The organism is Streptomyces sp. CB02923 (genome assembly GCF_001905005.1).
GTDB lineage: Bacteria > Actinomycetota > Actinomycetes > Streptomycetales > Streptomycetaceae > Streptomyces.
Window position 1 is genome coordinate 79387 of sequence record NZ_LWKZ01000029.1, and the last position, 24469, is coordinate 103855.

Sequence of the window (24469 nt, forward strand, 5' to 3'; positions counted from 1 at the left end):
CTGACCTTGACATACGGGCACGTCGGCGCGCAGCACGGACATTCACGCCACCCGCCACCGGTCGCACCACAACGCCGCGAGGCCGCCCCCATCAACTGGGGACGGCCTCGCGATCGAGCCTGGTGTTATCGCGTCTCGCGGTGCGCGGTGTGCGAGTTGCAGCGCGGGCAGTGCTTCTTCATCTCAAGACGGTCCGGGTCGTTACGCCGGTTCTTCTTGGTGATGTAGTTCCGCTCCTTGCACTCCACGCAGGCCAGCGTGATCTTCGGGCGGACGTCGGTGGCAGCCACGTGAGTGCTCCTTGGACGGACAGACGGACGGATGAACGCATACAAGAGTAGCCGATCGGGAGACCGACCCCACAATCGGCTACTGTCAGTAGCGGTGACCGGACTTGAACCGGTGACACAGCGATTATGAGCCGCTTGCTCTACCGACTGAGCTACACCGCTGTGATGCGAGTGGATCCCGCCCGAAGACGGGATACCTCACACATCAGAGCCCCAATACGGAATCGAACCGTAGACCTTCTCCTTACCATGGAGACGCTCTGCCGACTGAGCTATTGGGGCGAGCGATGAAGACATTACACGGCCTGCCGCCAAAGGTGAAATCCGTATCCGCGGACCGCCTCGGCCGCCCCTCGCACCACACCGGTACGACTATTTCGTGCCTCCGTGAAGCTCCCCTGAGCGCCCCCTAGGCTCGGACCACGCTGCGTGATCTTGCACGCCCGGTCCTTCGAGGAGCGCGATGTCCGACAGCAGTCAGCCGCAGCCGGGACCCGACAAGGCGACGGGCAGCGACGGCGCGGGCGCCGCGGCGGGCACCCTGGTGCTCTGCGACGCCCGGCTCGCCGACGGCCGCGTGGTGGACGTACGGCTCAGCGGCGGGCGCATCGAGGCGGTCGGCACGGCAGGCAGCCTCGCCCCCCAGGGCACCCGCGTCGACCTCGGCGGCTACCTGCTGCTCCCGGCCCCCGCCGAACCGCACGCGCACTGCGACACCGCGCTGACCGCGGACGCCGCCGGACCCGCCACCGACACGCTCGAAGACGTCCAGCGCCGCACCACCGAAGCCGCCCTCCTGCAACTCGGGCACGGCGCCACGGCGCTGCGCACCCACGTACGCATCGGCGACGTCCAGGGCCTGCGGTCGCTGGAGGCCGTCCTCCAGGCGGGCCGGTCCCTGCGCGGGCTGGCCGAGCTGACCGCGGTCGCGGTGCCCCGGATGCTCACCGGGGCGGCCGGCGCGGACGGGCTCGCGATGCTGCGCGACGCCGTCAAGATGGGCGCCGCGGTCGTCGGCGGCTGCCCGGACCTCGACCCCGACCCGGCCGGGTACGCCGAAGCCGTCCTGGAGCTCGCGGGCGAGCACGGCTGCGCGGTGGACCTGCACACGGACGGCGACGACCCCGCGCGCCTCGCCCGCCTCGCGGCGATGGCGGGCGGACTGCGGCCCGGCGTGGCCATCGGGCCGTGCGCGGGCCTGTCGGCGCTGCCGCCCGCGGTCGCGGCCCGTACCGCCGAACAGCTCGCGGCGGCCGGCGTGACGGTCGTCTGCCTGCCGCAGGGCGGCTGCGCGGCCCTGGAGCGGCACGGCGCCCGGCTGCCGGGCTGCGGGGCCACCGGCGGCCGGGCGGCCCGTACCGCGCCCGTACGGCTGCTGCGCGCGGCCGGGGTGCGTGTGGCGGCCGGCAGCGGCGCGCTGCGCGACGCGGCGAACCCGGTGGGCCGCGGTGACCCCCTGGAGGCCGCGTACCTGCTGGCCTCCTTGGGGGAGGCCGGTCCCGCGGCCGCCTACGGGACGGTCAGTACGGCCGCCCGCGCGACGCTGGGCCTGCCGGAGGTCCGCGTCGAAGCGGGCTTCCCCGCGGAACTGCTGGCCGTACGCGGCGAAAGCCTCGCCGGGGTGCTGTCGCTCGCGTACAGCCGGATCGTGGTGCACCGGGGGCGCGTGGTGGCGCGGACGAGCGCGGTGCGCGAGTACTGCGACTCGGCGGCCGCGGTGGCGCTGGAGCTGCCGCGGCAGTCGCAGCGGTGAGTGCGGCGGTCGCAGCGGTGGGGGGCGGTGAGCCGAGGGGTGGCGCGCCGGGGTGCCGGGACGTGACGGCGTGACAGGCGTACGGTCGGGATCATGCGCATTGTCATCGCAGGTGGACATGGTCAGATCGCGCTGCGGCTGGAACGGCTGCTCCACGAGCGCGGGGACGAGGTCGCGGGCATCATCCGCCGGCCCGAACAGGCCGGGGACTTGCTGTCCGCCGGCGCCGAGCCGGTCGTCTGCGACCTGGAGACGGCTGCCGTCGGCGACGTCGCCCGGCACCTCGAAGGGGCGGACGCGGCGGTCTTCGCGGCGGGCGCCGGGCCGGGCAGCGGCATCGGACGCAAGGAGTCGGTGGACCGCGGTGCCGCGGCCCTCTTCGCGGACGCGGCGGAGGCGGCCGGCGTACGGCGCTTCCTCGTCGTGTCGTCGATGGGCGCCGACAAGGAGCCACCGGAGGGCACGGACGAGGTGTTCGCCGCGTATCTGCGCGCCAAGGGCGCCGCGGACGCCGACGTACGCGCCCGGTCCGGCCTGGACTGGACGATTCTGCGGCCGGGCCGCCTGACGGACGACCCGGGCACCGGCCGGGTCCGCCTGGCCGAGTCGACCGGCCGCGACGAGATCACCCGGGACGACGTGGCAGCCGTGCTCGCCGCCCTCCTGGACGAGCCGCGCACAGCCGGCCGCACGCTGGAGCTGATCGGCGGCGACACTCCGGTCGAGGACGCCGTCCGCTCGGCCGCCGGCTGACCGTGCCGGTCCGGTCCCGCTCCTCCCCGGAGCGGGACCGGAGCGGGACCGGAGCGGGTGTTCGACCACAGCAAAGAGGCCCTGATCCGTTCTCACGGATCAGGGCCTCTTCGGACCTGTGGCGGCGCCAGGATTCGAACCTGGGAAGGTAAAACCGGCAGATTTACAGTCTGCTCCCTTTGGCCGCTCGGGCACACCGCCAGGGCTTGCTGCCGGGAGATCCGCCGGTGTGGCGTCGCTCCGTGGCAACGTCGTAAACCTTACCCGATAGCCAGGGGTGGTCCGCCACTCGGTTCTTCCCGGCTCGATCATGCACCGGGTGACTAGGCTTGCGGAGCGGCCTTGAATGGGCCGTACCCCTGACGGATCTACGTACGAGGAGCCAACTCAAGATGGCCGACTCCAGTTTCGACATCGTCTCGAAGGTCGAGCGGCAGGAGGTCGACAACGCCCTCAACCAGGCCGCCAAGGAGATCTCGCAGCGCTACGACTTCAAGGGCGTGGGCGCGTCGATCGAGTGGTCGGGCGAGAAGATCGAGATGCGGGCCAACGCCGAGGAGCGGGTGAAGGCCGTCCTCGACATCTTCCAGTCCAAGCTGATCAAGCGCGGGATCTCGCTGAAGGCGCTGGACGCGGGCGAGCCGCAGGCCTCCGGCAAGGAGCACAAGATCTTCGCCACCCTCCAGGAAGGCATCACCCAGGAGAACGCGAAGAAGGTCGCCAAGATCATCCGCGATGAGGGCCCGAAGGGCGTCAAGCCACAGGTGCAGGGCGACGAGCTGCGTGTCACCTCGAAGAGCCGGGACGACCTCCAGGCCGTGCAGCAGCTGCTGAAGGGCAAGGACCTGGACTTCGCGCTGCAGTTCGTGAACTACCGGTAGGAGCGGTTTCCGGGCTCCGACCGGGGGCTGTTGGTGGGGCGGTACGCGGGTGCGTAGCGCCCCACCGGTGCGTTCACGGCCGGAGGGGGCGCGGCCGGTGTGTTCACGACCGGAGGGGGTACGGCTCGGCGGGGGCGCGGCCTGAGGGGGAGCACGGCTCGGCGGGGCGCGGCCCGGCGGGCGCGCGGCCCCGGGAGACGGGTGCGCCGGTGGAGGCTTGACCTCAACTTTGGTTCAGGTCCGAAGGTGTTCACATGACCTCGGAGACGGAAAACACGCAGGCCGCACACACCGTCCGGGCCACGGCACCGGAACAGCCCCTCGGGTCGGCCTCGGCCACTGCCGCTGCCGCTGTCACTGCCGGCGTCACTGCCACCGCTTCGGGTGGCGGCCAGGGACCGGTGCGGCTCCTGGCGGACACCCTGCCCGACATACGGCGGACCGGCGTCGGCACCGTGCTGATCAGCGAGTGGGACGCGGACGGCCCCGCGCGGCAGCAGGCCATGGCCGAGGGCGCCGCGCGGGCGTTGCGGGCGGCGCCGCTGCCGGACGGCCTGGTCTCGCAGGTCTACCTCACCGGTACGGACGGCCGCACCGTACTCGGCTTCGGGCAGTGGGAGGACGGACCGGCCGGACCGTCACCGGCAGCCGTCGAGGCGGGCGGCGCCCGGCGCTACCGCTACTACCGCAGCCTGCTGCCGCAGGGCGAGCAGCCGGAGCCGGGGTGCGTCGTGGCCGTCTCCTTCGAGACGACGGGGCACGAGGCCGCCCGGCAACTCGTCGACGGCCTGCTGGACATGATGGGCGGCGTACAGCCGGGCTCCGACGAGACCGCGCGGACCGGGTCCGGCGGGATCTCCTCGAACTTCCACATCAGCGAGGACGGCACCCGGGTCTTCAACTACAGCGAGTGGACGGACGAGGCCGCGCACCAGCGCATGGTCGAGTCCTCCTTGCAGCAGGGCGGTGCGGTGCTGAGCCTCGTCGCGAGCATCCCGGGCGTCACGTCGCTCGGCTTCAAGCGGTACGTGACGCCTCGGGGACTGGTACGGCGGTGAGGTCGAAGCCGTACGTGGGTGCGGGTGCGGGTGCGGGTACGAGTGCCGGTGCCGGTGCGGGGACGCGTACGCGCGCCGGAGCCGCTCAGTAGCGCCCGGCGAAAGGCTGGTCCGTCGGGACGATCTCGCGGCCGAGCGGGAGCAGGGAGAGCGGCACCATCTTGAAGTTCGCGATGCCGAACGGGATGCCGATGATCGTCACGCACTGGAGGAGCCCTGTGACGATGTGGCCCAGCGCCAGCCACCAGCCCGCGAAGATGACCCAGATGACGTTGCCGATGACCGAACCGGCGCCCGCGTCGCGCCGCTCCACCGTCGTACGGCCGAAGGGCCACAGCGCGTACCCCGCGATACGGAACGAGGCTATGCCGAAGGGGATCGTGACGATCAGGACGCAGCAGATGATGCCCGCGACGACATAGCCGATGGCCATCCACAAGCCGCTCAGGATCAGCCAGATGACGTTGAGGATGAGCTTCATGCGAGGCAGCCTTCCATGCACCTAAGCGTGCGGTGGTTGTGTCTTACCTCCAGGTAGACGCAGTGGCGGTCGGAATCGTTGCAAGCGCGGCGGGCTCGGGCGGCGGGCCGGGGCCGGCTCGGGTAGCGGGCTGGGACGGCGGGCCGGAGCGGGCCCGGGGCTGCGGTCAGACCGGCGCTTGAGCCGGGGGTTCAGGAGTGGCGGCCCGCCATCTGTTCCAGACGGGTGATGCGCTCGCGCATCGGCGGGTGGGTCGAGAAGAGCTTGGTCAGGCCGTCACCGGCCCGGAACGGGTTGGCGATCATCATGTGGCTCGCCGTCTCCAGCCGTGGTTCGGCCGGCAGCGGGAGCTGCTGGGTGCCCGACTCCAGCTTGCGGAGCGCGGAGGCCAGGGCGAGCGGATCGCCGGTGAGCTGGGCGCCGGAGGCGTCGGCCTGGTACTCGCGGGAGCGGCTGACGGCCAGTTGGATGAGGGAGGCGGCCACCGGCCCGAGGATCATGATCAGCAGCATGCCCAGGATGCCGGGGCCCTCTTCGTCGTCGGAGCGGCCTATGGGAATCAGCCAGGCGAAGTTGACCAGGAACATCACGACCGAGGCCAGGGCTCCGGCCACGGAGGAGATGAGGATGTCGCGGTTGTAGACGTGGCTGAGCTCGTGGCCGATGACGCCGCGCAGCTCTCGTTCGTCCAGGAGGTGCAGGATGCCTTCCGTGCAGCAGACGGCGGCGTTGCGCGGGTTGCGGCCGGTGGCGAAGGCGTTGGGTGCCTGGGTCGGTGAGATGTACAGACGGGGCATGGGCTGGCGCGCGGCCGTGGAGAGCTCGCGGACCATGCGGTAGAGCTGCGGGGCCTCGAACTCGCTGACCGGGCGGGCGCGCATCGCGCGCAGGGCCAGCTTGTCGCTGTTCCAGTACGCGTAGGCGTTGGTTCCCAGGGCCACGAGGACCGCGATGATCAGGCCAGTACGGCCGAAGAGACTGCCGATGACGATGATGAGTGCGGACAGTCCCCCGAGGAGTACGGCGGTCCTGAGCCCGTTGTGCCTGCGGTGCACGGTACGCCCTCCAGGTGGTGCGGCAGGGGAACCCTTTGCTGACGTTTCCTCCACTTTTCAGTGGACCCTTTCTGTCTGGTCAACGCCAGATGAGGGGCGCTAGTTCCCTTGTGCATGCGGAGGCGGCGTACGGCCGTGCGAGTGAGCCCGCGCGCGGGTGCTTCCCGGGCGCTCCCGCGGGGGCGGATAAGGGGGAGCGCATTCCGGCCAGAAGAGCGGACGGCGGGCCGTCACGGAACGGCCGGAGATCGCGGCCGCGGGTACGGGAAGGGGCCGACGCGCGGTCAGGCAGCGGTCGGGGTGTACCGGTGCGGCACGCTCAGAGGAGCGCGCCGGAGGCGAACCGGAGGACCAACTGCGGCGCTCCGGAAAGGATGATGCCGAGGACGGCGGCGAGGGCGATGGCGACGGCGATCGGCGCCGGGATCTTCGCCTTGGGGAGCCCGGGGGCTCCGGCCCCCTCAGGAGCCCGCGTACGGGGCTCCTCGGCGCCCGTGTCCCCCGCCCCGGCCCCCGCACCGACCCGGGCTCCGGCCTTCACCTCGGCGGCGGCCTCAGCCACGGCCTCGGCTCCGGCCGTCTCCCCCGCAGGCCGGAAGAGCACCGCCGTCCACTGGAGGTAGTAGTAGAGCGCGATCACCACATTGACGGCCATGACCACCGCGAGCCAGGCCAGGCCCGCGTCCACGGCCGCCGAGAAGACCGTGACCTTGGCGAACAGGCCGATGATGCCGGGCGGCAGGCCCGCGAGACAGAGCAGGAAGAAACCGAGGGCGAGTGCCGCCAGCGGGCGGCGCGTGACGAGGCCCCGGTAGTCGCTGATGCGGTTGGCGGGGCTCGTACGGGCCACGAGAGCGGCGACCCCGAAGGCGCCGAGGTTCACGGCCGCGTACATCAGGGCGTACGCGACGGTCGAGCCGATGGCGTGCGCCGCGTCGTCGACGTACCCGGCGGCGGCGATCGGCACCAGGAGGTAGCCGGCCTGGCCCACCGAGGACCAGGCGAGCAGGCGGACCGCGCTGTGCGCGCGCTCCGGGGCCTGGCGCAGGGCGGCGACGTTGCCGACGGTCATGGTCAGCGCGGCCAGCACGGCGATGGCCGGGCCCCAGACGTCCGCGTACGAGGGGAAGCCCTCGACGGTGACCAGGATGAGGCCCGAGAAGCCGACGGCCTTGCCGATGACGGAGAGGTACGCGGCGATCGGCAGCGGCGCGCCCACGTAGGTGTCGGGCACCCAGAAGTGGAACGGTACGGCGGCGGTCTTGAAGGCGAAGCCGACGAGGGTCAGGGCGACGCCCGCGGTGGCCAGGGTGGCCAGTTGGGGGTCGGGCAGGTCCATCAGGGCGGTGGCGACGCGGTTCAGGTGCAGGCTGCCGGTCGCCGCGTAGACGAAGCTGACGCCCAGGAGCATGACCGCGGTGGCCGCCACCGAGGACAGGAAGAACTTCAGGGCCGCCTCGGAGGAGAGACGGTTTCCGCGCGTGAGCCCTACGAGGGCGAAGGCGGGCAGCGAGGCCACTTCGAGAGCGATGACGAGGGTCGCCAGGTCCCGGGACGCGGGCAGCAGGGCCGCGCCCGCCGCGGAGGACAGCAGCAGGAACCAGAACTCACCGGCGGGCAGGCGGTCGTCCTCGACGGCGGAGACCGACAGCAGGGCGGTGAGCAGGGCCCCGCCGAGCACCAGGAACTGGATGACGAGGGCGAAGTGGTCGGCGGCGTAGCTGCAGACGCCGGGGTCCGTGGTCAGGCAGAAGGTCCGGCGGTCCCCCGCCACGAGGGGGACGAGGGAGAGCGCGGCCAGGGCGAGGCCGCCGATCGCGCACCAGCCGAGGAGTGGCTTGCGCTCCTGGGGGACGAAGAGGTCGGCGACCAGGACGGCCAAGGCGACGACGGCGGTGATGGTGGGCGGTGCGACGGCGAGCCAGTCGACGGACTGGACCAGGGAGGTCACGGAACTCATCACTTACCGCCTCCGAGGAGCTGCTGGACGGCCGGGTCGGTGAGGCCGAGGAGGGCCGCGGGCCACAGGCCGGCGAGGACGGTGAGGACGGCGAGGGGTGACCAGGCCGCGTACTCGTAGCGGGCCAGGTCGGGGATGGCGGGGGCGGTTCGTGTGGCGCCGCTTCCGGGGGCTGCGGTGGATCCGGGGGCTCCGGGGGTTCCCTCGGAGCCGTCGGTGCTCTCGGAGGCGGCCGTCCCGGCCTCCTTGCCGCCCATGCACACCCGCCGTACGACGATCAGCAGGTACGCGGCGGTGAGGAGCGTGCCGAGGCCGGCCAGCGCCATGAAGGTGAGGAACGCGGGGCGGCTGAGGCCCGCGGCGGGCTCGAACGCGCCGAACATCGCGAGCATCTCGCCCCAGAACCCGGCGAGTCCGGGCAGGCCGAGGGAGGCGACGGCGCCGAACGCCAGCAGGCCGCCGAAGCGCGGGGCGCGCCCGTACAGGGCGGCGCCGGTGCGGCCGGCGAGCCGGTCGAGGTCGGTGGTGCCGTACCGGTCCTTGAGGGCGCCGACCAGGAAGAAGAGGAGGCCGGTGATCAGGCCGTGCGCGATGTTGGCGAACAGCGCGCCGTTGACGCCGGTCGGTGTCATGGTCGCGATGCCGAGCAGGACGAAGCCCATGTGGCCGACCGAGCTGTACGCGATCAGGCGCTTGAGGTCGCCCTTGGCGCCGCGCTGGGCGAGTGCCAGGCAGGCGAGCGAGCCGTAGACGATGCCGACGGCGGCGAAGGCGGCGAGGTACGGCGCGAAGGTGTGCATGCCGTCGGGGGCGATGGGCAGCGCGATGCGCACGAAGCCGTACGTACCCATCTTCAGCAGCACTCCGGCCAGCAGCACGGAGCCGACGGTGGGGGCCGCGGTGTGCGCGTCGGGAAGCCAGCTGTGCAGGGGCCACATCGGCGCCTTGACGGCCAGTCCGATGCCGATCGCGAGGACCGCCAGGAGCTGAACGGTGTGGCTGAGCTGGGAGTTCGGGCCGTTGTCAGTGGCGAGTGCCACCATGTCGAACGTGCCGGACTTCAGGCCGATGAGGAGGAGGCCCAGCAGCATCACGACCGAGCCGAGGAGGGTGTAGAGGATGAACTTCCACGCCGCGTACGTCCTTCGGGCACCGCCCCAGCGGGCGATGAGGAAGTACATCGGGATGAGGACCATCTCGAAGGCGAGGAAGAACAGCACGAGGTCCAGGACGGCGAAGGTGGCGAGGGTGCCGGCCTCCAGGACCAGGAGCAGGGCCACGAATGCCTTGGGTGACGGGCCCGCGGGCATGTGGAAGTAGCTGTAGAGCGCGCACAGGAAGGTCAGCAGCGCGGTCAGGACGAGGAGGGGGAGCGAGATGCCGTCGATGCCGAGATGGATCCGGATGCCGAGCGCCTGGATCCAGCTGATGTCGGTGGTGGCCTGCATCCGGGCCGGGTGGTCGTGGTCGAAGCCGACGGCCAGCGCGACGGCCGCGGCCAGGACGACGCCGGTGACGGTCACGCCGTGGCGCAGTACGGCCTGGTCGGGGCCGCGGCCCCGGAGACCGGGCGGGGCCGGGAGCAGAGCGGCGACCGCGCCCAGGAGGGGGAGGACGACGACGCCCGCGAGGAGAAGCTGCATAGCGGTGTGATTCACGGTCAGGCTCCCGTGCCCGTAGCGACGAGGACGACGGCGACGGCCAGGACGAACGAGCCCGCCAGCAGCGCGCCCAGGTAGGTCTGCACGTTGCCGGTCTGTGCGCGGCGGACGGCGGCTCCCAGCCAGCGGGAGGCGGTGCCCGCGCCGTGGACGTACGTGTCGACGACCTCGCGGTCGAGGAAGCGCACGACCCGGGCGCCGGCCCGCACCGGCCGGACGAACAGGGCGGTGTAGACGGCGTCGAGGTGGAAGCCGACGGCGGCGGGGCGGTGCAGCGGTCCCAGGAGGAGCCGGCCGGGGTCGGCGGGGTCCGGGGCGCCGGCGTTGTCGCCGTAGGCCGCGGCGTGGGTGGCGATGGCGCTCTCCTCGGAGTCCGCGGGGGCGGCGTCAGGTGCCACGGCGACCGCGCCGAGCGGGACGCGGGCCGCGAGAGCGGTGGTGTGCCGCCAGGCCCCGTACATGACCAGGGCGCCGACGAGGGCGACGCCGGTGCCCAGGACGGAGGTGGTCAGGGTCGGGGTCAGCGAACGGCCGTCGAACCAGTCGGGAAGGACGGGGGTGGCCAGGCCCAGCGCGAGGGTGGGGATAAACAGCACCCACAGCACGGTGTTCATCACGAGCGGCTGCTTGCCGTGGTCGGGGGCGGTCTCCGGGCCCTTGCCGTGGAAGGCCAGCAGCCACAGCCGGGTCGCGTACCCGGCGGTGAGGAGGGCGGTGAGCAGACCGGCGACCAGGACGGTCCAGCCGGCCGCGGCGGGGACGGCGGCGAGGCTGCCGGCGGCCGTCGCGTGGCTGGTGGCGGCGTGTTCGGCGGCGCCCAGGACGGCTTCCTTGGAGAAGAAGCCGGCGAACGGGGGGATGGCGGCGAGGGCGAGCAGCGCGACCGTCATCGTCCAGTAGGCGTCGGGGATGCGCCGGGACAGGCCGCGCATCCGTGACATGGCGGCCAGCGAGTTGGTGCCGGCGGCGTGGATGACCACACCGGCGGTGAGGAAGAGCAGGGCCTTGAACGCGCCGTGCGACAGGAGGTGGAAGACGGCGGCGCCGCGGTCGCCGACGGCCAGGGCGCCGGTCATGTAGCCGAGCTGGCCGACCGTCGAATAGGCCAGGACGCGTTTGATGTCGTCCTGCGCCAGGGCGGCGAGGCCGGAACCGACCATGGTGACCGCGGCCATGACGGCGAGTACGACCATCGCGGTCGCGGAGGCCGCGAAGACGGGGAGGAGACGGGCGACGAAGTAGACACCGGCGGCGACCATGGTGGCCGCGTGGATGAGGGCCGAGACCGGGGTCGGTCCTGCCATCGCGTCGGGCAGCCAGGTGTGCAGCGGGAACTGGGCGGACTTGCCCGCGACACCGGCCAGGAGGAGCAGCGCGACGAGGGTGGGGTGGTCCAGGCCGCCGTCGGCCACGGTCTTGAGGATGCCGGTGATGCGGAACGTACCGGCGTCCGCGGCGAGCGCGAAGATGCCGAACAGGAAGGGGACGTCGCCCAGCTTGGTGACGAGGAACGCCTTGAGGGAGGCGGAGCGGGCGGCTTCGGTCTCCCAGTAGTGGCCGACCAGGAAGTACGAGCAGATGCCCATGATCTCCCAGCCCACCAGCAGCACCATCAGGTCGCCGGAGTAGACGACCAGCAGCATCGCGGCGGTGAAGAGGGAGACGAGGGCGGCGTAGGAGGGGTAGCGCGGGTCGTCGCGCAGGTAGCCGGTCGAGTAGATCTGCACGCAGCAGGCGACGACCGCGACGAGTACGGCGACGAGGGCGGCGAAGCCGTCGATGTGCAGGGCGAGGTCGACGGGGACCGAGCCGGTGGGGGTGAGCCGGGTCGCGGCGTCCACCGGCGCCTTCCCCGCACCGGCGCCACCGCCCTGGCCGACGGCCACGACGACGGCCAGGGCGGCCGCGGCGAGGGTCGGCAGGATGGCCAGCGGGCGCACGAAGCCGGGCGCCCGGCGGCCGAGGAAGATGCCCGCGAGGGCGCCGAGGAAGGGGAGGAGAGGTACGAGTACGGCGGTGGTCGTGGTCGTCACGCGGCGGCCTCCGCCCGGTGGTCCGGCTGCGGCCGGCCGGCGGCGGCGTCCGTGCCGCCGGTGAGGTCATCGTTCGGGTCGCTGCCGTCCGGGCGCTCGGCGAGGTCGCGGAGCCGGTCGACGTCGGAGCTGCCGCGGTTGCGGTAGACGAGCAGGACGATCGCCAGGCCGATGCCGATCTCGGCGGCGGCCACGGCGATCGTGAAGAGGGTGAGCGCCTGGCCGGCGTGCAGCTTGTCGCGCAGCCAGACGTCGAACGCCACCAGGTTGAGGTTGACGGCGTTGAGCATCAGCTCGACGGACATCAGGACGAGGATCGCGTTGCGGCGGGCGAGCACGCCGTACAGGCCGACGCAGAACAGGAGGACGGCGAGGACGGCGGGATAGGCGAGATGCATCAGCCTTGGTCCTCTCTGAGACGTGCGCGGTCGCCGGGTTGCGTGCGGCCGGCGGCCGGTGCGCGGTCCGCGGCCGGTGCGCGGTCGGCGCTCTGCGGGCGGTCGCCGGTGCGCTCCTGGTCGCCGTGTTTGCGGGAGAGCACGATCGCGCCGACGAGGGCGGCGAGGAGGAGGACGGAGAGCGCTTCGAACGGCAGCACCCAGTACTGGAACAGGCTGCGCCCGGAGGCTTCGGTGGAGCCCTGGACCGCACCGTCCAGATCGATCCAGGTCGTACGGAACGCGTCCGTGACGACCCAGACGAGCGCGGCGGCGGAGGCGACGGCCACGGTGAGCGCGGCCCAGCGGTTGCCCGAGTCGGCGTCCGGGGAGCGGCCGATGGGCGCCCTGGTGAGCATCAGCCCGAACAGGAGGAGGACGACGACGGACCCGACATAGATCAGAACCTGCACCCAGGCGATGAATTCGGCGGTCAGCAGGAGGTACTCGACGGCGATGCCGCCGAGGGTGACCACCAGCCACAGGGCGGCGTGCACCAGCTGCTTGGTGGTGACGGTGACCACGGCCGCGCCGAGGGTGACGAGGCCGACCAGGAGGAAGGCGATCTCGACCCCGGTCGGGGAGAGGAAACCGTGGCCTGCGGCGGCGAGCGTCACGCTTCCCCCTCCTGTTCCCGGGCGGCTTCCCGGGCTGCCTGCTCGGCTGCTTCCTGAGCCGCTTGCTGCTGGGCTGCTTCCTGCGCGGCGAGTTTGTCGGCTGCCTTGCGGGCGGCGGCGATCTCCTTGGGCTCCTCGGCCGCGGGGTCGAGGGCGGGCGGCTCCGGAACCGTCCACATCCATTCGCGGAGTTTGTCCCGCTCGTGGGTCAGGTTGTGGATGTCGGTCTCGGCGTACTCGAACTGCGGCGACCAGAACAGCGCGTCAAAAGGACACACCTCGATGCAGATACCGCAGTACATGCAGAGGGAGAAGTCGATGGCGAAGCGGTCCAGGACGTTGCGGCTGCGCTCGCGGCCGCCGGGCGCGGCGGGCGGCACCGTCTCCTTGTGGGAGTCGATGTAGATGCACCAGTCCGGGCATTCGCGTGCACAGAGCATGCAGACCGTGCAGTTCTCCTCGAACAGCCCGATCACGCCGCGGGTGCGCGATGCCAGTTCGGGCTGGACCTCCGGGTACTGCTCGGTGACGGAACGCTTCGTCATCGTACGAAGCGTCACGGCCAGGCCCTTGGCGAGGCCGCTGCCGGGCCATCCGGACTTCTTCTCCGGGGCCATTACGAGATCACCACCTTGACGACGCCGGTGAGGGCGATCTGGGCGAGGGCCAGCGGGATCAGCACCGTCCAGGCCAGCTTCTGCAGCTGGTCCTCACGCAGCCGCGGGTAGCTGACGCGCAGCCAGATCACGCCGAAGGCGAGGACGGCGGTCTTCAGGAGCGTCCACAGCCAGCCGAGGCCGTCGGCGCCGAACGGTCCGTGCCAGCCGCCGAGGAAGAGTACGGAGGTCAGGGCGCACAGGACGAGGATGCCCGCGTACTCGGCGAGCAGGAACAGCGCGAAGCGCAGCCCGGTGTACTCGGTGTACGCGCCGAAGATGATCTCGGAGTCGGCGACCGGCATGTCGAACGGCGGACGCTGCAGTTCGGCCAGCCCCGCCGTGAAGAAGACCAGGCCGCCGACGATCTGCCACGGCACCCACCACCAGTGGAAGGCGTCCAGGATGCCGGGCAGCGACAGCGTTCCGGCGGCCATCGCGACGGAAGCGGCGGCGAGCAGCATCGGCAGCTCGTACGCGAGGAGCTGGGCGGCGGTACGCAACCCGCCGAGCAGCGAGAACTTGTTGGCCGAGGCCCAGCCCGCCATCAGCGAGCCCAGGACGCCCACGCCCATGACGGCGAGGACGAAGAAGATGCCCGCGTCCAGCGACTGCCCGACCGCGTTGTCCGGGCCGAGCGGGATGGCGACCAGCACCAGCAGGTACGGCAGGAGCGCGACGGCGGGCGCGAGCTGGAAGATGCGCCGGTCGGCACCGGCCGGTACGACGTCCTCCTTCTGCGCGAACTTCACACCGTCGGCGACGAGCTGCGCCCAGCCGTGGAACCCACCCGCGTACATGGGGCCGAGACGGCCCTGCATATGAGCCATGACCTTGTGCTCGGTCTGGCCGATGACCAGGGGGAAGACCAGGAAGGCGACGAAGACGGCGATCAGGCGCAGGGCGATGTCGAGGGCGTCGCTCATGGTCTGGTCCCGCCTTCTTCCGCTGCGTTGGCGTTGCCGGTGCCCGTGCCAGTGCCGCTGGTGTTGCCGGTGCCGTTGCCAGTGCCGGTGGTGTTGCCAGTGCCGTTGCCCGTGCCGCTGGAGTTGCCGTTGTTATCGGCTTCGCCTTCGGGTTTGTCCTCGGCGGCTGGGGCGTCTTCGGCGGCCCCCGGGGCCGGGGCGGCGGAGGCGTCGGTCTTCTTCCCGGCCTTCGGCACGTCCTCGAACGCGGGGCGGGCGTGATGCCACGGCGCGTCCGAAGAACCGGCGGTGGCCTGCTCAGCGGTGGCCTGCTCGGCGGTGCTCTGTTCGGCGGCGCTGCGGTCGGCGGCGTTCTGATCGGCGGCGCTCTGATCGGCAGCGGCCTGGCTGGCCGAGCCCTGGCTCGCGCTGCGCGTCCGGCGGGCGGGACGTTCCGGCCGGGCTGCGGGTGCCGACGCCTCGGCCGGGCCCGTCGCTGGACCCGTCGCTGAAGCTGTCGCGGAACCCGTCGCCTCCGTGGCCGGTGACTGCGTACCGTCCGCAGCGCTCTGCTGGCTCGCCGAACCCGCATCCGCCGTACGCGTACGGCGGGCAGGCCGCTCCCCCGCCGCCCCACCGGCCGCACGGGCACCACCGGCCGCACGGGCCCCGCCCGCGGCGCGTGCGCCACGGGCAGGCCGGGCCGGAGCAGGCGGCAGCTGGCCCTTCAGCGGGCCCCACTCGTTCGGGTCGGGCACACCGGGCGGCAGCATCTGGCGGCGCTTGGGCCCGCCGTGCTCGGACTCGCCCGGCTCCTTCGCGCCCGGCCACGCCTTGGCGACCCGCGCGGCGAGCACGAAGTCCTTGCGCAGCGGATGGCCCTCGAAGTTCTCGGGGAGCAGCAGGGGCTCAAGGTAGGGGTGGCCGGTGAAGTCCACGCCGAACATCTCGTGCGTCTCGCGCTCGTGCCAGCCCGCCCCGGCGTACACGTCGATGGCGGTGGGGAGGACGGCCGCCTCGTGCGGGACGGTGGTGCGCAGCACCAGGCGTCGTACGGGGCCGGGCCGGGCGATGTCGGCGAGGTGTGCGCAGACACGGAAGCCGGTACCGGGCTCGTCGACCGCGCTCAGCCAGTCGAAGTAGCTGCACCCGAGGTCGTCGCGGGCGGCGGTCAGCGCCGGGATCCAGGCGCCGGCGGGCACGTCGACGGTCAGAAGTTCGTACGCCTCTTCGGCGGTCGCGCCGGGACCGAAGATCTCGGCGGCGGAACCGGGCAGCCATCCGACGGGCGGCGCCGCGACCTCCTCGACCGGATCGGCCGACTCGGCAGCGGCGGGGTCCGCGGTCCCGGCGGCGGTCCCGGCAGGGTCAGCAGTCCCGGCAGTGTCAGCGGCCCCGGCAGGATCGCCGGTCCCGGCCGGATTGGGAGGCTGTTCGTCGCTCACTGCTCCCCCGCTCCCTTCGGCTTCCCGCCACCGGCCGACTCGGATTCGGCCTTGGACTCGGGGGCGGACTCGGCCTTGGACTCGGACTCGGGCGTGGGCGCGGGCTCAGCCGGCGCCCCCGGCACCGGCGGTGTCACCAGCCCACTGCGCAGCGCGGCAGCCGACGGGCCGGAAGGCGCCGCACCGTTGCCGCCGTCCACGTACCGCTCCCGCAACGACTCGCGGGCGATCTTCTCCTGGAGCTTGAGGATGCCCTGCAGCAGCGCCTCGGGCCGGGGCGGGCAGCCCGGTACGTACACATCGACGGGGATGATCTGGTCGACGCCCTTGGTGACCGCGTACGAGTCCCAGTACGGGCCCCCGCAGTTCGAGCAGGCGCCAAAGGAGATGACGTACTTCGGTTCCGGCATCTGCTCGTACAGACGCTTGACCGCGGGCGCCATCTTGTCCGTCACCGTGCCGGAGACGATCATGAGGTCCGCCTGCCGGGGGCCCGGCGCGAACGGGATCACGCCCAGCCGGATGAAGTCGTGCCGCGCCATCGACGCGGCGATGAATTCGATCGCGCAGCAGGCGAGCCCGAAGTTGAAGACCCACAGGCTGTAGCGGCGGCCCCAGTTGAGGACCACCTTCATGGGTTCGGGAGCCAGGCGGGCGAGCGGGCCCAGCCGGCGTCGTTCGACGGCACCGCCTGCTGACACGACGGGCAGCTCGGTGCCCGTCGCCGTGGCCGGATTCGCGTTCGTCACGTCCATTCCAGGACGCCCTTCTTCCATGCGTAGAGCAGGCCGACGGCGAGGAAGCCGAGGAAGATGAACATCTCCACGAGCGTGGCGCCGCCGAAACCGGGGGCGGCGAAGACCGTCGCCCAGGGGAACAAGAAGATCGAGTCGACGGCGAAGATCACGTACAGGAAGGCGTAGACGTAGTAGCGGACCTGGGTGTGTGCCCAGCCCTCGCCCACCGGATCCACGCCGCATTCGTAGGTGAGCAGTTTCTCCGGGGTGGGCACCACGGGCCGCAGCAGGCGCCCGGCACCGAAGGCCACGGCCACGAAGAGCACGCCGACCACGGCGATGAGGCCGACGACCGAGTACCCCTGGAAATAGTCCGCGGCAATGCTGGTGCGTACGGTCGCGTCCGGCACGTCCGCCCTCGCTCCCTGGCTGCTCTCGTTCAACGACTTCGACGATCTGTACGCACGGGAGTCTAGGCCCTGGTCCGCCCCAGGTGAGCAGTCGCGTCGCAGGACGGTCGGCTATGGCCCGACTTCGCCCCACCTGGCCCCCTTCCCACGGGTCCCCCACCGGCCCCCACGGGCCCGCGTGCGGCGACGTCAGTCTCCGCCTCCGCGCTGCGTGCCCGGTCCGCGCGACACCGCGCGGTCCATCACCTCGGCGGCGAGCCGCGCCGCCGCCTCCCGCGTCCGTTCGCCCAGCAGCTCCGCGCGGACGGCACCGCCGCCGGCCAGGTGCCGGTCGTACGGCAGCGCGAGCACCGCGGCACCGCCGGACCCGAGGTGCTCGGCGGCCTTCCGTACGTCGATGCCGCCGTCGGGCGAAGTGTGGTTGAGCACGACGACAGCGGTCCGCAGCAGCCCGCGGTGCACGCCGCCCATCCACTCCAGTACGGACTTGGTCGCCAGCACGCCCTCCACGGTCGCCGGCGTCACCAGGACCCGCGCCTGCGTGGTGACCAGCGCGGTACGCGCCACCTCGGCCGGCAGCGTCTCGCAGTCCACGACCGTGGTCGCGAAGTGGCGGCGCAGGGAGGTCATGACGATGCGGTACGTGTCGATGTCGAGACGCGTACCGATCGAGCCCTGACTGCCGGGCAGCAGCCAGCCGCCGCCCGTGAACGGCAGGAGATAGCCGGTCAGGTCGGTGATCAGCATGGACGGGTCGACGATCTGCGCCAGGTCGGTGCTCGACCAGCGCACCTCCCGCACGCCCAACCGGTGCGGCAGCGTGCCCAGCGCCGGGTCGGCCTCCACCGCCAGCACCGGGTCCGAGCGGTAGTGCGCGTACGTGAGGGCCAGCAGCGCGGCGACCGTGGACTTGCCCGCGCCCCCGCGGATGCTGGAAACGGCCAGCTGGCGGCCGGTGGTCACGGGCTGCTGGATGGCCTGCGCGGCGCGCGTGACGGCCTCGGTCTCGGCCGCCGCGGAGGAGGCGAACACGCGCCGCAGCGCCCGTCCCGCCCGCCGGGCGACGGATTCTCCGTGCCGGGGCTTGGCCTGCACCCCGTCGAGCTCGGGCGGGAGGAGGGGGACGGAGACGGGGGTGGGGGTGAGGGCGAGGCTGGTTCCGGGGGTCGAAGGGTACGGCTGTTGCGTTGCCGAACGGTATGACGATTGCGTTTGCGGGTGCACAGTTGGGGCCTGGTTGGCGGGAGCCGCCGGAGTCACCGAAGCCGACGGAGCCGACGGAGCCGTCGGAGGCTCTACCGGCGTAGGCGTCAGCGCAGGCGTAGGCGTAGGCGTAGGCGTAGGCACCACCGGCACCACCCCGCTCACGGCCGCCCCTCCCGGCGCGTACCCGGGCATCGGCGGCACCAGCGGCACCGCCCGCACCAAACCCGCCTGACGTCCCGTATCCACCTCTCGCCCCACATCCCCAGACCGCCCTGACTGTCCCGGCTCTCCCGGCTCTCCCGGCTGTACCGACATGAACCCTCCGCCGCCCCTTCTGGTCAGTCTGATCGCTCCGGCCGGACCGTCACGGTCGATCATTTTCGTCGACTCGGCCGCCCCTTCCGGTCGGCCGACTGATCAGCACCTGCACCGTTCAGTACATGCACTGGTCAGAGCATGCACCGGTCAGAACATGTCCAGCAGAGCGCCGTACACCCCGAACGCCCCGACGGCGACCGGAACCAGCGCCACCACACTCACCGACTCGGCCAGATTCATCAGGTGCCGCAGCCCCGGCCGTACGCGCTCCGGCGGCCGCACCGCGAGCACCGCGAGCGGCAGCACCACCAGCAGGCACAGCACGGTCAGCGCACCCGCAGGATCGCTGCCGTATGCGGCCCACAACAGGACGAGCCGTACGCAGACCGCCGTACCGGCCACCAGCAGCGCCACGACCTCCAGGACCAGCGGATAGGCCCGCGCCCGCGAGAACAGCACGACGCACAGCAGCACCGCGGCCGCCACCGCCCAGCCGTCCACCGCGCCGGACGCGTCCGGCGTACCGCCGACGGCCAGCACAGCGGCAGCACCGGCCGACACGGCCGCCGTGACGGCGGCGAGGGTGAGACCGCGGTGCGTGGCGCCCAGCGCCGCCGCGGCCCGGTGCCTGCTGACCGGCGTACCGCCGGAGTGGCGGTCGTCCAGCCGCGTCAGCCCGGCCGAGGCCAGGGCGAGCCGCGGCAGGTATCCCAGCACCAGCACCGAGATCACGCCCACCGCGACGCCGGTACGCGCCGGACCGGCGACCGCCAGCCCCGCTTCCCATACGCCGACCGCGGCGGCGACGGCCGCCGCCCCGACGAGCCCGCCCCGCCCCAGGCCCGTACAGAGCCCGAGCAGCGCGAGCACGGCCGCGACCGTCAGCCCGACAGCGGCCAGGCGCGGGGCACCGCCCGGCGCCACGCCCCAGGAGGCGAGCACGCCGAACGTCCCGCCCACCAGGAGCAGCGCCGTACCGAGCGTCCTCCTGGCGAGCAGCGAACCGGCCGCCGCCCCGGCTCCGGCCGCGACCGCGGCGGCCAGGCCGAGCCACGGTCCGGCGCGGTCGAGCCCGTACCGGCTGCCGGCGAAGAGTCCGGTGACGGCTGCCAGCAGCACTCCGGCCACGATCGCCGTCCCTGTCCGGCTCCGCTCGTCCCAGCGCCAGGCGTGGATGTCCAGGTCACCGGCCGTGTCGCCGGGCCCGGCGGGGATTCCGGGCATGTAGTGCGCGGCGGGGGCTCCAGGCACGCCGTGCCCGGTGGGGGTTCCTGACGAGCCCTGCGCGGCGGGGGCTTGTGGCGCGCCGTGTTCGCGGACCAGCCGGAGCACGGACCCGTCTTCGACGTTTGCGGAAGCAAGCGTCTCGCCTTGCGCGAGTACGGCGCCGCCCGCCGTCACCAGTCGGCACGACAGCGGCTCGTGCGCCGGCCGGTCACCGATCGCCCGCAGCACCTCGGGCAGCAGCGCGCCGACCGGCTCGTGCGCGGGCAACACCAGGTCGATCCGACGCCGTTCGCCCGCCAGCACCACCCGTCGCAACGTCACCCGCCGCCCGGCTTCAGCATTCACCATGCCGACTCTTCCCCCGTACTAGAACCGGAACCCACCCCACCGCACCGCACCGCACCGCGTCACGATACGGCCCGCCTCTCCCCGCCCTCGAACCCCCCGCCCTCAGCCGCCCCGTCGCCTCATGACCGGCTGGCGACCGTTTCTGACCAATAGACGGAGGTTTTCGACCTGGATCTATACGCGCTTGACCACCACCGTGCTGGCCACCTTGTCGTGCAGGCACTGGCGGAACGGTTCGTCCCAGCAGCACCACAGCACGTTGAGCAGCCCCAGGAACGGGACGAACCCCATCGGGATCACCACGGCCCAACGCCCCAGTGCCTGCCCGAAGGACAGGTTTGCCCCGTCCCGCAGCCGGGCGACCCGCAGCCCGCAGATCCGCTTGCCGAACGTGGCGCCGTACTTCCAGTTCATGAACGGCTCGTAGAAAAACACCCCGATGACCAGGACGATCCCGATCAGGGCGCTCGCAATGCCCACCCCGGCGCCGCGCGGCAGCACGGCCTGGACGAGGGCGATCAACGAGATCACCACGAAGACCGCGACGACCTGGAAGAGCCCGTCCAGCAGACGCGCCCCGAGCCGCGCTCCCTGACTTGCCAGCATGTCCGTGGGCGGCCCGCCCATCTGCGGCGCTCCGTACGGGTAATACCCCTGCTGTCCCGGCGCCCCGTATCCCGGCGCCCCGTATCCCGACGACTGTCCGTTTCCGTACGCCTCGTGCGGCGGCTGCTGTCCATAGGGCGGTTGCTGCCCGTACGGTGCTTGCTGCCCGTAAGGCGGCTGCTGTCCGTACGGGTTCTGCTGGCCGTACGGACCCTGCTGGTACTCACTCATGCCGAAGATCCAAGCTGGCCGGTCCGCCTCCGCACAAGCCACGCCCGCCGCGGGGGCCGCTCCCGCGACAGTCACGGGTCCGTGCTAAGCGACAGGGTGAGGAAAACCCCACCCCCCGGTCACCGACGCTCCCCATGGTCACTACGGGCGGTCACCGGCAAGCTGGTACGTATGACCGCACGTTCCGCTCACGACCGACGCCGTGACCGCCGCTCCGGACCGGCCGCGCAGCCGCCGTACGCCACCGGCGGCGGCCCCGGCGACCGCGGCGGCCCCGGCGACCGCAGCGGCCCCGGCGACCGCAGCGGCCCCGGTGACCACGACGGCTTCGGCGACCACGACGGTGACCGGCACGGCGCCGGTGCCCCCCTGCCGTCGCCGCGGGCCGCGCTCGCCCCCGCCACCTGGCGGGAGGTCGTCCACCTCCTGACCAATCTCCCGCTGGGCGTCCTGGCCTTCGCCGTGCTGACGGTCTGGCTGGTGGCGGGTATCGGGCTGTCCGTCATCGTGATCGGGCTGCCGCTGCTCGCGGTGGGGCTCCTGGTGTGCCGTCAGTACGGGAAGCTGGAGCGCGCCCGCGCACGGCGCCTGCTGGGCGTACGGGTGGACGAGCCCAGCCCGCTGCACACGGCGGGGAACGGTTTCTTCGCCTGGCTGTGGCTGCGGCTCAAGGACCCGGTCGGATGGCGGCACGCGCTGTACGCCTTCATCCGGCTGCCGTGGTCGATCCTCACCTTCCCGCTGACCCTCGTCTCGTTCCTCCTGCTCTGGCCGGCGCTGCCGTGGATCGCGCGCGGGCTGTCCAACGTCGACCGGATGATGGTGCGCGGCCTGCTGTCGCCCTCCGACGAGCTGGAGCGGCGGATCGCCGAGCTGAAGACGGACCGTGCGACGCTCTCCGACACGGCCACCGCCGACCTGCGCCGTATCGAGCGGGACCTGCACGACGGGGCACAGGCCCGGCTCGTCGCCCTGGCGATGGGCCTCGGCCTGGCGAAGGAGAAACTGCTGGAGGACCCGGACGCGGCGGCGCAGATGGTCGACGAGGCGCACGGCGAGGTGAAACTCGCCCTGCAGGAGCTGCGCGACCTCGCGCGCGGCATCCACCCGGCGATCCTCACGGACCGCGGGCTGGGCCCGGCCCTCACCTCGCTGGCGGGCCGCTGCACGGTCCCGGTCACGGTGGAGGTGGACATGGCGCAGCGGCCCGCCCCGGCGATCGAGGGCATCGCGTACTTCACCGTCTCGGAGCTGCTGCAGAACGTCTCCAAGCACAGTGGCGCGCGGGCGGCGCAGGTGGAGCTCTGGCGCGCCCAGGACCGGCTGCTGATCCAGGTCCAGGACGACGGGCGGGGCGGTGCGCGGCTGGACGGCGGCAGCGGGATGGCCGGGCTCGCGGAGCGACTGGGGTCGGTGGACGGGGTGTTCGTCCTCGATTCACCGGCCGGCGGGCCGACGCGGGTGACGGCCGAGCTGCCGTGGCGGGACAAGGACGAGCGGACGCCGCGGCGGAAGGGTGCGGGCGCGGGCGGCTGAGCGCGCCCGCAGCCGCGGCCGCGGCACGGGGGGGGGCCGGCACGGGGGCGGCACGAGAGGTCCGGCGCAGAGGCAGCACTCGGGGGGGGTGGGGAAAACCCCAGGGTGAAGACTGCGCTTTACCTCATGGTGCGGACGGCGCCGGGAGCGGAGTCTGGAGGTAGTCGGCAGAGCCGGAGGCAGCGGGTCTGACGGCAGCAGCAGTTAGACGTTGCCGAAGGCGCGTGCGAAGGCGCCGTCGGCAAGCCGACCCGGACCTGGCAGAACGGACGACGAGATCATGGACACCGCCTACGGAACCCACCCACCGGCCTCGCGGGTACCCACCGTGCTGCGCGCCCCCTTCTCGGGCCGCACCTGGCGGGAGTTCCTCTACCTCTTCCTGAGCCTCCCGGTGGCCTGCGTGATGTTCAGCTACGCCGTCACCATGGTCTCGCTCGGCGCGGGTCTGCTGATCACGTTCCTCGGCATACCGGTGCTCGCGGGCGGGCTGCTCGGCTGCCGCGGGTTCGGGACCCTGGAGCGCGTGCGCGCACGCGCTCTGCTGGACCTGGACGTGGCCGACCCGGAGCCGGTGCGCGCCCCCAAGCCGGGGATGATGAGCTGGGTCGGCGCGGTCCTCAAGAGCGGTGTCTCCTGGCGCCACCTCCTGTACTCGATACTGCAATTCCCTTGGGCGATGACCGCCTTCACCGTCGCGGTGACGTTCTGGTCGGTGGGCTGGACCCTGTTCCTCTACCCGCTGTGGCAGTGGACGTTCCCCGCCTACCTCGACCAGCCGGGCATCCAGCTGTGGGGCAGCGGCCGGGGCGACGGCTTCTACCTGGACTCCTCTCTCGGCATCGCGGCGTCCAGCGCGATCGGCCTGCTGCTGGTCCTGGCCGGACCCTGGGTGATACGCGGGCTGACACACGTGGACCGGGTCCTGGTGTACGGACTGCTGGGCCCCTCCCTGCTCGCCTCGCGCGTCTCGGAGCTGGAGACGGACCGCGGGGTGGTCGTGGACACCGCCGCCGCCGACCTGCGGCGCATCGAGCGCGATCTGCACGACGGCGCGCAGGCTCGGCTCGTGTCGCTCGCGATGGACCTGGGCCTGGCGAAGGAGAAGCTGGCGGAGGACCCGGAAGCCGCCGCGAAGATGGTGGACGAGGCGCACGGCGAGGTGAAGATAGCCCTGCAGGAGCTGCGCGACCTCGCGCGCGGCATCCACCCGGCGATCCTCACGGACCGCGGGCTGGGCCCGGCCCTGTCGGCGCTGGCCGCCCGCTGCACGGTCCCGGTCAAGGTCTCCGTGGACCTGGACCACCGCCCGGCCGCGGCCATCGAAGGCATCGCCTACTTCACCGTCTCCGAACTCCTGCAGAATGTCTCCAAGCACGCTCAGGCGACCGGCGCCACCGTCGACGTGTGGCGAATAGCCGACCGGATCATGGTGCTCGTCGCGGACAACGGGCAGGGCGGCGCGAGTACGGAAGCGGGCACCGGCCTGGCGGGCCTGGCCGAACGCCTCAGCGCGGTCGACGGTCTACTCGTCGTCGACTCCCCTCCGGGCGGCCCGACCACCATCACGGCAGACCTGCCCTGGCGGGGCTGACCCGACGGGGCGGGCCGAGTCGGGTCGGGTCGGGTCGGGTCGGGCCGAGTCGGGTCGGGTCGGGTCGGGTCGGCGGGGATGATCTGGCGAGGCTGGACTAACAGGGCTGGCCTGGCGGGGCCGACGCACCCGGGCGGGACCGACCCGACAGGACCGACGCCGCCCAGGCAAGGCCGACGCACCCGGGCGGAGCCGACCCGACAGGACCGACGCCGCCCAGGCGGAGACCGACCTGACGGGAACCGACCTGACGGAAACCGCCCAGGCCGGA

The 24469-nt window shown here is 72.4% G+C and carries 22 protein-coding genes and 3 tRNA genes; 6 read left to right on the top strand and 19 right to left on the bottom strand.

The features are described from left to right. Positions 1–125: 125 nt before the first annotated feature. The 3 genes from rpmG to A6A06_RS39900 form a co-directional block, all read right to left on the bottom strand. A complete protein-coding gene (rpmG, locus tag A6A06_RS39890) occupies positions 126–290 on the bottom strand; it encodes a 50S ribosomal protein L33 (protein ID WP_006604855.1) in 165 nt (54 codons plus the stop codon). Between the two features lie 89 nt (positions 291–379). Next, a tRNA-Met gene (locus A6A06_RS39895) sits at positions 380–452 on the bottom strand. A gap of 47 nt (positions 453–499) precedes the next feature. Further along, positions 500–572, bottom strand: a tRNA-Thr gene (locus A6A06_RS39900). 181 nt (positions 573–753) lie between these two features. Between A6A06_RS39900 and A6A06_RS39905 the strand changes: the two genes are divergently transcribed. Together A6A06_RS39905 and A6A06_RS39910 are read left to right on the top strand one after the other, a co-directional pair. After that, complete coding sequence (locus tag A6A06_RS39905) at positions 754–2043, top strand: hydrolase (RefSeq protein ID WP_073769025.1); 1290 nt, start codon at positions 754–756, stop codon at positions 2041–2043. Between the two features lie 93 nt (positions 2044–2136). Further along, positions 2137–2796, top strand: a complete 660-nt coding sequence (locus A6A06_RS39910; protein WP_073769027.1) for an NAD(P)H-binding protein — start codon at positions 2137–2139, stop codon at positions 2794–2796. A gap of 119 nt (positions 2797–2915) precedes the next feature. Here the strand turns inward: A6A06_RS39910 and A6A06_RS39915 are convergent. Continuing rightward, positions 2916–2997, bottom strand: a tRNA-Tyr gene (locus A6A06_RS39915). Positions 2998–3188: 191 nt separating this feature from the next. Between A6A06_RS39915 and A6A06_RS39920 the strand changes: the two genes are divergently transcribed. Both A6A06_RS39920 and A6A06_RS39925 read left to right on the top strand, forming a co-directional pair. Continuing rightward, positions 3189–3677 carry a YajQ family cyclic di-GMP-binding protein gene (locus A6A06_RS39920; protein ID WP_073769029.1) on the top strand — a complete coding sequence of 163 codons (489 nt, stop codon included), beginning with the start codon at positions 3189–3191 and terminating at the stop codon, positions 3675–3677. Between the two features lie 254 nt (positions 3678–3931). After that, entirely contained in the window at positions 3932–4735 is an 804-nt protein-coding gene (locus A6A06_RS39925; protein ID WP_079194666.1) for an antibiotic biosynthesis monooxygenase, read from the top strand. A gap of 85 nt (positions 4736–4820) precedes the next feature. Here the strand turns inward: A6A06_RS39925 and A6A06_RS39930 are convergent, their stop codons facing one another. The 15 genes from A6A06_RS39930 to A6A06_RS40000 form a co-directional block, all read right to left on the bottom strand. Continuing rightward, a complete protein-coding gene (locus A6A06_RS39930) occupies positions 4821–5216 on the bottom strand; it encodes a YccF domain-containing protein (RefSeq protein WP_073769031.1) in 396 nt (131 codons plus the stop codon). A gap of 191 nt (positions 5217–5407) precedes the next feature. Next, complete coding sequence (gene htpX / locus A6A06_RS39935) at positions 5408–6271, bottom strand: zinc metalloprotease HtpX (protein WP_073769033.1); 864 nt, start codon at positions 6269–6271, stop codon at positions 5408–5410. A 319-nt stretch (positions 6272–6590) separates the two neighbouring features. Further along, the gene (locus A6A06_RS39940) at positions 6591–8231 is read right to left on the bottom strand and encodes an NADH-quinone oxidoreductase subunit N (protein WP_073769034.1); all 1641 of its coding nucleotides are present in this window, start codon (positions 8229–8231) and stop codon (positions 6591–6593) included. After that, on the bottom strand, positions 8231–9874 hold the full coding sequence (locus A6A06_RS39945; protein ID WP_073769036.1) for a complex I subunit 4 family protein: 1644 nt from the start codon (positions 9872–9874) through the stop codon (positions 8231–8233). Before A6A06_RS39945 ends, A6A06_RS39940 begins: the two co-directional genes overlap by 1 nt. 17 nt (positions 9875–9891) lie before the next feature. Then, positions 9892–11925, bottom strand: coding sequence for an NADH-quinone oxidoreductase subunit 5 family protein (locus A6A06_RS39950; protein WP_073769038.1), 2034 nt, complete (start codon positions 11923–11925; stop codon positions 9892–9894). After that, positions 11922–12323, bottom strand: coding sequence for an NADH-quinone oxidoreductase subunit NuoK (nuoK, locus tag A6A06_RS39955; RefSeq protein ID WP_073769040.1), 402 nt, complete (start codon positions 12321–12323; stop codon positions 11922–11924). The genes A6A06_RS39950 and nuoK overlap by 4 nt, the downstream gene beginning before the upstream one ends. Next, entirely contained in the window at positions 12323–12979 is a 657-nt protein-coding gene (locus A6A06_RS39960; RefSeq protein ID WP_073769042.1) for an NADH-quinone oxidoreductase subunit J family protein, read from the bottom strand. The genes nuoK and A6A06_RS39960 overlap by 1 nt, the downstream gene beginning before the upstream one ends. Then, positions 12976–13596: a NuoI/complex I 23 kDa subunit family protein gene (locus A6A06_RS39965; RefSeq protein WP_073769044.1), complete on the bottom strand. Its 621-nt coding sequence runs from the start codon at positions 13594–13596 to the stop codon at positions 12976–12978. Before A6A06_RS39965 ends, A6A06_RS39960 begins: the two co-directional genes overlap by 4 nt. Next, a complete protein-coding gene (locus tag A6A06_RS39970; RefSeq protein ID WP_031002976.1) occupies positions 13596–14561 on the bottom strand; it encodes a complex I subunit 1/NuoH family protein in 966 nt (321 codons plus the stop codon). The genes A6A06_RS39965 and A6A06_RS39970 overlap by 1 nt, the downstream gene beginning before the upstream one ends. Then, positions 14558–15985, bottom strand: coding sequence for an NADH-quinone oxidoreductase subunit C (locus tag A6A06_RS39975; protein WP_199931439.1), 1428 nt, complete (start codon positions 15983–15985; stop codon positions 14558–14560). The genes A6A06_RS39970 and A6A06_RS39975 overlap by 4 nt, the downstream gene beginning before the upstream one ends. Next, entirely contained in the window at positions 15982–16740 is a 759-nt protein-coding gene (locus tag A6A06_RS39980) for an NADH-quinone oxidoreductase subunit B (protein ID WP_079194667.1), read from the bottom strand. Before A6A06_RS39980 ends, A6A06_RS39975 begins: the two co-directional genes overlap by 4 nt. Beyond that, the gene (locus tag A6A06_RS39985; RefSeq protein ID WP_073769046.1) at positions 16731–17132 is read right to left on the bottom strand and encodes an NADH-quinone oxidoreductase subunit A; all 402 of its coding nucleotides are present in this window, start codon (positions 17130–17132) and stop codon (positions 16731–16733) included. Before A6A06_RS39985 ends, A6A06_RS39980 begins: the two co-directional genes overlap by 10 nt. Before the next feature lie 189 nt (positions 17133–17321). Then, positions 17322–18227, bottom strand: a complete 906-nt coding sequence (locus tag A6A06_RS39990) for a nucleotide-binding protein (RefSeq protein WP_242441188.1) — start codon at positions 18225–18227, stop codon at positions 17322–17324. 576 nt (positions 18228–18803) lie between these two features. Next, positions 18804–20231 carry an EsaB/YukD family protein gene (locus A6A06_RS39995; RefSeq protein ID WP_073769048.1) on the bottom strand — a complete coding sequence of 476 codons (1428 nt, stop codon included), beginning with the start codon at positions 20229–20231 and terminating at the stop codon, positions 18804–18806. 174 nt (positions 20232–20405) lie between these two features. Further along, entirely contained in the window at positions 20406–21068 is a 663-nt protein-coding gene (locus A6A06_RS40000) for an RDD family protein (protein ID WP_073769050.1), read from the bottom strand. 171 nt (positions 21069–21239) lie between these two features. On the opposite strand from A6A06_RS40000, the gene A6A06_RS40005 reads away from it, so the two are divergent. Both A6A06_RS40005 and A6A06_RS40010 read left to right on the top strand, forming a co-directional pair. After that, the gene (locus A6A06_RS40005; RefSeq protein WP_079194668.1) at positions 21240–22604 is read left to right on the top strand and encodes a sensor histidine kinase; all 1365 of its coding nucleotides are present in this window, start codon (positions 21240–21242) and stop codon (positions 22602–22604) included. Positions 22605–22884: 280 nt separating this feature from the next. After that, positions 22885–24198, top strand: a complete 1314-nt coding sequence (locus A6A06_RS40010; RefSeq protein WP_073769052.1) for a sensor histidine kinase — start codon at positions 22885–22887, stop codon at positions 24196–24198. The last annotated feature ends 271 nt before the right edge of the window (positions 24199–24469 follow it).

Bases quoted from the DNA above. Each gene is read 5' to 3' on its own strand.
- A6A06_RS39905 (WP_073769025.1), top strand. From the start codon at position 754: ATGTCCGACAGCAGTCAGCCGCAGCCGGGACCCGACAAGGCGACGGGC.
- A6A06_RS39910 (WP_073769027.1), top strand. From the start codon at position 2,137: ATGCGCATTGTCATCGCAGGTGGACATGGTCAGATCGCGCTGCGGCTG.
- A6A06_RS39920 (WP_073769029.1), top strand. From the start codon at position 3,189: ATGGCCGACTCCAGTTTCGACATCGTCTCGAAGGTCGAGCGGCAGGAG.
- A6A06_RS39925 (WP_079194666.1), top strand. From the start codon at position 3,932: ATGACCTCGGAGACGGAAAACACGCAGGCCGCACACACCGTCCGGGCC.
- A6A06_RS39930 (WP_073769031.1), bottom strand. From the start codon at position 5,216: ATGAAGCTCATCCTCAACGTCATCTGGCTGATCCTGAGCGGCTTGTGG.
- A6A06_RS39940 (WP_073769034.1), bottom strand. From the start codon at position 8,231: ATGAGTTCCGTGACCTCCCTGGTCCAGTCCGTCGACTGGCTCGCCGTC.
- A6A06_RS39945 (WP_073769036.1), bottom strand. From the start codon at position 9,874: ATGCAGCTTCTCCTCGCGGGCGTCGTCGTCCTCCCCCTCCTGGGCGCG.
- nuoK (WP_073769040.1), bottom strand. From the start codon at position 12,323: ATGCATCTCGCCTATCCCGCCGTCCTCGCCGTCCTCCTGTTCTGCGTC.
- A6A06_RS39965 (WP_073769044.1), bottom strand. From the start codon at position 13,596: ATGGCCCCGGAGAAGAAGTCCGGATGGCCCGGCAGCGGCCTCGCCAAG.
- A6A06_RS39970 (WP_031002976.1), bottom strand. From the start codon at position 14,561: ATGAGCGACGCCCTCGACATCGCCCTGCGCCTGATCGCCGTCTTCGTC.
- A6A06_RS39980 (WP_079194667.1), bottom strand. From the start codon at position 16,740: ATGGACGTGACGAACGCGAATCCGGCCACGGCGACGGGCACCGAGCTG.
- A6A06_RS39995 (WP_073769048.1), bottom strand. From the start codon at position 20,231: ATGGTGAATGCTGAAGCCGGGCGGCGGGTGACGTTGCGACGGGTGGTG.
- A6A06_RS40000 (WP_073769050.1), bottom strand. From the start codon at position 21,068: ATGAGTGAGTACCAGCAGGGTCCGTACGGCCAGCAGAACCCGTACGGA.
- A6A06_RS40005 (WP_079194668.1), top strand. From the start codon at position 21,240: ATGACCGCACGTTCCGCTCACGACCGACGCCGTGACCGCCGCTCCGGA.
- A6A06_RS40010 (WP_073769052.1), top strand. From the start codon at position 22,885: ATGGACACCGCCTACGGAACCCACCCACCGGCCTCGCGGGTACCCACC.